General features: G+C 34.3%; 4 protein-coding genes. 1 reads left to right on the top strand and 3 read right to left on the bottom strand.

The annotated features are described in order from the left end of the window. Nucleotides 1-166: 166 nt before the first annotated feature. The 3 genes from dnaA to MUW73_RS02720 all read right to left on the bottom strand — a co-directional run bounded on the left by dnaA (nucleotide 167) and on the right by MUW73_RS02720 (nucleotide 4,164). Nucleotides 167-1,558 carry a chromosomal replication initiator protein DnaA gene (gene dnaA / locus MUW73_RS02730; RefSeq protein ID WP_243018699.1) on the bottom strand — a complete coding sequence of 464 codons (1,392 nt, stop codon included), beginning with the start codon at nucleotides 1,556-1,558 and terminating at the stop codon, nucleotides 167-169. A 250-nt stretch (nucleotides 1,559-1,808) separates the two neighbouring features. Further along, a complete protein-coding gene (locus tag MUW73_RS02725) occupies nucleotides 1,809-2,549 on the bottom strand; it encodes a Bax inhibitor-1/YccA family protein (protein ID WP_243575230.1) in 741 nt (246 codons plus the stop codon). A 202-nt stretch (nucleotides 2,550-2,751) separates the two neighbouring features. Then, nucleotides 2,752-4,164, bottom strand: coding sequence for an ankyrin repeat domain-containing protein (locus MUW73_RS02720; RefSeq protein ID WP_243575229.1), 1,413 nt, complete (start codon nucleotides 4,162-4,164; stop codon nucleotides 2,752-2,754). Nucleotides 4,165-4,864: 700 nt separating this feature from the next. Between MUW73_RS02720 and MUW73_RS02715 the strand changes: the two genes are divergently transcribed. Further along, nucleotides 4,865-5,179 carry a DUF167 domain-containing protein gene (locus MUW73_RS02715; RefSeq protein ID WP_243018696.1) on the top strand — a complete coding sequence of 105 codons (315 nt, stop codon included), beginning with the start codon at nucleotides 4,865-4,867 and terminating at the stop codon, nucleotides 5,177-5,179. The last annotated feature ends 261 nt before the right edge of the window (nucleotides 5,180-5,440 follow it).

Raw genomic sequence — 5,440 nt, 5'->3', positions numbered from 1 at the left:
CTGCGCTTTCTGATCGCACTTTTTTCAAAGTGCGCGTTTTTTTCCTAACATAAGCCATAGTGGTGAACGGAAACCTAGTAAAAAGTTTTTTTATTTCGCTTTTTGCTTGATCAAAAAGTGGACAAAAAATTCCTTAGCTTGACCTCATTGCGTGAACAGATAGATTTTATTTCATCGTTAATTTAATTTTATTTTCAAGTGATGTATATAAGTGAGCATATGCTGGATCTTTCTGCAATAGATCATCTATAACTTGTACAGCATGTATCACCGTTGTATGATCTCTTCCACCAAAGTAGGCGCCTATCGATTTTAAAGAATGAGTGGTATATTTTTTCATCAAGTGCATGGCCACTTGTCGGGCAGCCACAATCTCTTTTTTACGTGATTTACCCTTGAGCTCATCCAAAGAAATATGGTAATGAGCAACAACTTGTTGTTGTAGTACTTCAATAGTGGTTTCAGTAGTGGGTTGTTGGGCTATAATATGTTTTAAAACTTGTTGTGCTAAGTCTATGTTAATATCTCGTTTGGTCAAAGAAGCATGTGCAATAAGTGAAATAAGTACCCCTTCTAGTTCCCGGACATTTGTATCGACATGTTTGGCAATGTAATCGATTAAATCACTCGAAAGTTTAATACCATCGGCCTCCATTTTACTATGTATAATCGCAACACGGGTTTCAAAATCAGGGCACTGTAAATCTGCTGTTAATCCCCATTTGAATCTAGAAAGCAACCGTTCTTGTAAGCCTTTTAACTCACGTGGTGCGCAGTCACTTGTAATGATAATTTGTTTTTTTAGTTGATGTAAGTGGTTAAAAATATGAAAAAAAATTTCTTGCGTTTTTTCTTTACCAGATAAAAACTGTATATCATCCAGAATAAGCAGATCTACGGTTAAGTATTGCTCTGTAAAAGATTGAACGTAGTTGCTACGCAAGGCCTCTATAAACTGTGTAGTAAACTTCTCTGATGAAACATAAGCGACTTTTTTATCTCTGAAAAATGTTTTAACTTGATTTCCAATAGCTTGAGAAATATGAGTTTTACCTAATCCAACACCTCCGTATAACATCAGTGGATTAAAAGCAGTGCCACCTGGTTGCTTGGCAACAGCTTGTGCTGCAGATTTGGCTAGTTGATTACAACTGCCTTCTATAAGGTTATCAAAAAGATAATTGGGGTTTAATCGAAAGATTTGATTTTCTAAAATAGTAAGTGGTTGCTCGCTACCACCTTTTAAAGCTGGGCCTGGGTAAGTAGGCAAATTTACCACTAATGGTTTATGCTTTTTATTGCCTTTATCTATAACAACTGCATAGGCTAGTTTTCCATGTGGACCTATTGTTTGCTGTACAGCTTGCTTAAGTAGTGGTAAATAGTGTTCTTCTAACCACTCATAAAAAAATTGACTAGGGACTTGAATCGTCAAGATACCATCCTTAAAATCTTTGGCTATAATAGGGCTAAACCAGGTCTTATAAGTTTGTTCACTGATTTGACCTTGAATATGTAGAAGACATTTATCCCAAATAATTTTGCTATCGGTATGCATGAATGACTTCTTTTGTAGCTTTTTAAAACCCTATTATGATACTATGGAGTATGGCTTTGCACCATCCAGGAAAGGTAAAAATTAAAATAGCTAGCCACATAGCTAGCTATTTTACGGATTAACTATTTTATAACTTGCTATTTATTATCTTCTACCAAAGAGAAAAAAGCTAGGCTTGCAAGCCTATATACTAGTATGTTCAATACTATAATCAGCTTTTTTAACCGCTTTTTAGTGCTTTAGAATAAATTTAATCTCTTCTTTTTTGTTCCCCTAAAAAACGTAATAAAGATAAAAAAAGATTTAAAAAATTAATGTAAAGAGAAAAAGCACCCATAAGGCCAGCTTTCTCTACCAAGCTGGTATCTTGCAACTCATAGTAGAGGTTTTTTAATTTTTGGGTGTTATATGCTACAAATAGAATAAATACAGCTACTCCTATAAAACTGGTTAAAAAGTAAACCATAGGGCTATGGAGAAAGATATTCACTATACTACTGATAATAATCCCCCAAATAGCCATCATACAAAAAGAACCCACAGAGCTTAAGTCACGGTTGGTGACGTAACCATAGAAACTCATAGCCCCAAATGTAAAAGCCGTTATTAAAAAAGTCTTATGTAAAGAATCAATCGTGTAAAAAAAGGCTAATTCAGCAAACGACATACCAATCAGTGCAGCATAGAGGCCCAAAAGCAAGCGAGAGCGGGCAAATGTTGCTCTAGCAAAGTTACTTGATACATACATAGCGATACAAAATGGCGCAAACATTACCGCATAACCTCCAAAAGTACGACTCATAATGTTTCCCCACTGATCACATCTAAAAAGTAAGTTAGTTAAAGGTGGAAAAGTAAAAGTTGCAGCTGCTGTAATAGCCGTAATCAATAGTCCAAAAGTCATATGCATATAAACCTTGACCATATAACGTTGCAGCCCACTATCTATGGCTCGCCTAGCACGAGTGTAATCTTTTATGTAATCATTCATTGTTCGTAATCTTTATAACTAGTTAGTGAATAAAGCGCTATGTCAATTTAGAAAATAATAGCATATTATCCAATTTTTTTGCTTTCTACCCCATAGGGCTGGCTGCATGGAAACCTGGCATCAGACTTTCTTGGGTTATCTGTGCTATCTCTAACTTCTTATGTTACGTAGCTCCTGCCGGGACTTCAAGCATTATTCTATTCTATTCTATTCTAGCATAAGCATACGCATACATACCCATACATATGTTAATTATTTCTTGTTTTTTATCTAATTCACGTATCTCTTTGCAAAGTTTTTTGACATACATGTCTATAGTTTTATTGTTTTTATCCTCTTGATTGAATAAAATTAGTAAGTCCTTGTGTTTCAGTAGGGATTTTAGCATCTCTTTTTTGTCATTATACAAAAGTTCGAATATATCTCTAGACCTATAAAGCATATAATTAGTATATGTATATCCAGCTTTAAATGTATCATAACTTGCGTAAAATTTACGACATATATCAATATATCTTTCTAATAGCAGCATTAATATATTTTGGCCACCTTCATCTGGTTGTGCAACATTTACATTTTCTATACTTAATAATTTATCTAATATGGTAGCCCATCCTGGATAGCGATTGTAAGCTGCCCACATTAATGGAGTACGCCCATGTTCATCTTGTTGGTTCCAATTTATAGATTTGTGTAGTTGCTTCTTATGAAGCTCAAGCAAATAAAGCGCCATATCTTTGCGGTCATATTTTACTGTTAGCCAGAATACGTTTCCATACTCATCTGCTCTTTTACCATTATATAGCCAATTGAGATCAGCACCTGCTTGAAGTAGGCAATCTAGCATCTCTGGAATACCGCAACATATTGTATGGTGTAATATATAATGCACATACCAGGCTTTATCTTCTCGATTGCTATACAATTCAAGTGCCTCTTTTACCAGTACTTCAAACATCTTTAGATCATGTGTAACTATTACATAATCCAATATAGAAATCCCGAATAGCACTTTTTTACTTAAATCTACTGTTTTATTATTATTGAGAAGGTATTGTATAAAATCTGATACTAGATCAGGGCATTTTGAAAAAACGGCTAGTGCAAGTGGGCTTGTTATGCTACTAGTCCAATCAAGTACCGGGTTAATCTGATTAAAATAATTAAAAAATTGGTTATGATATTTCAAGTGTTGACTATGAGACTTTACATGGTCTTCTGGGTCTGGATAGAGGGAAGTAGACTTACGCCTATAGTCTAAGTTGTTATGTTGTTGAATGGCATTTTGATATTTCGAGAATAAGTAACATAGTTCATACATTTCTGCTTTATTTGAAGCAAATAAGGGTTTATCTTGATGTTTTTCAAACAAGGCCCTTCCCTTGACCACCCATACAGAGTGATTGGTATCTGGTGAAATATAAGGCTGCTGCTCAAGTCGTCTTTTGTTATTTTGTAGCTTGTTGTTATTTTGTGATTTATTGGTTCCAATTTTGTTTATAATTTCGTTCATAGTCTGTAGATATTGATTCTGTAGATATTGATTGTTATTTTTAATATCCTGCTTCTGCCTAATATGACCAGACTTTCGTTGCTTATTGCCTGTTTGTAGCATATTAGCTTTAGTGAGATTATTACATGACAAAGGTATGCAGCTGAAAGCGACTAAAAATTTTATTTTTATTTTCATAATCATTAACTTTTTTATGTAAATTGACATTATACTATTAAACTTTTGAAAATTTTTTGTTTCTTAATAAGATTTGCCATATTAATCAAAATTAATTTGATATCAAAATATGTATCTATTCAGGCCATGGATTCAACTTAAAGATGATCACCATTGGTAGATTTAAACCGTAAGGCATTTTTTCTTGGTAAAGAAGTGGGATCAAAAAGCCTTTTTTACCAATTTCGAGAATAAATACTGCTTGGCTTTCTATTTAATAATCAAGGAAATATAATCATTAAGTTCACACAATTGGGTGGTATGGGATCAAGGCTATGGTTGTTATAGGCTAACCGTCCCTTAATTGGCTGCCATTAGCGCTTACAGGTGTAAAAATAGGAGTTACCCCTTGACTCTGCTCCCTGCAACTGTTTTTCTATTTTAGTTGTAAAGGTCACTTGCTGAGCGCAGCTATTTTATGTATCTGGGTCCTTTTTTCATGCACTTGTGTCTGAGTAGTGAATAGATACCAAAATAGGTACCAAATTTCTTGTATTGTAAGTTAGTTTTTAGGACTAGCATGCTTGCTGATCTTGCTTATGCTAAGGGATTTGTAGTTTTTGAACGAAAGTCTAATAAGTAGCCAATGACCCAACCTAATCATTCAACATACTTTTTGTATATCTATGCAAAGCCTAACAGTCATCAGAATAAAATAGAAGATTGGATACTGGATCGGGAAAAATATTGGTTGCAGGTGCGGATTACAGCGCCTCCTCAAGAAGGCAAAGCTAATAAAGCTATTATAGGCTTATTAGCTAAAACGTTGGGTATAGCCCAAAGTAACATTTCTTTGGTAAGTGGTGCTACTGCACGGCGGAAAGTTTTTAAAATAGTATTATGGTCTAGCTCACTGGCTGAGAAGCTACCAGAAGAGCCTCAATTGCTTACGCTTTTTTAGTTGCTTCTGGTTTTTTGAGTACTTATTTGGTTATTTTAGTCACTTGACAGCCAGTATCTGTTCACGCAATGGCGTCAACTTAAGGAATTTTTAATTATTTTTGTTTGATTATACGTTTTTTTATCTTACTTTTTTATCAAGAAAAAAGTAACAACAAAAATTCATTTTCTACTAATTTCGTGAACGCAAACCAAAGAGTTGCTAAATATAATCGAAGAAAAAACACAGTCGTGAACGGATACCAGCTATAAGGGTCACTTT

The organism is Candidatus Cardinium sp. cByotN1, assembly GCF_022810525.1.
Lineage (GTDB): Bacteria > Bacteroidota > Bacteroidia > Cytophagales > Amoebophilaceae > Cardinium.
This window is presented reverse-complemented; position numbering and strand designations above follow the sequence as displayed.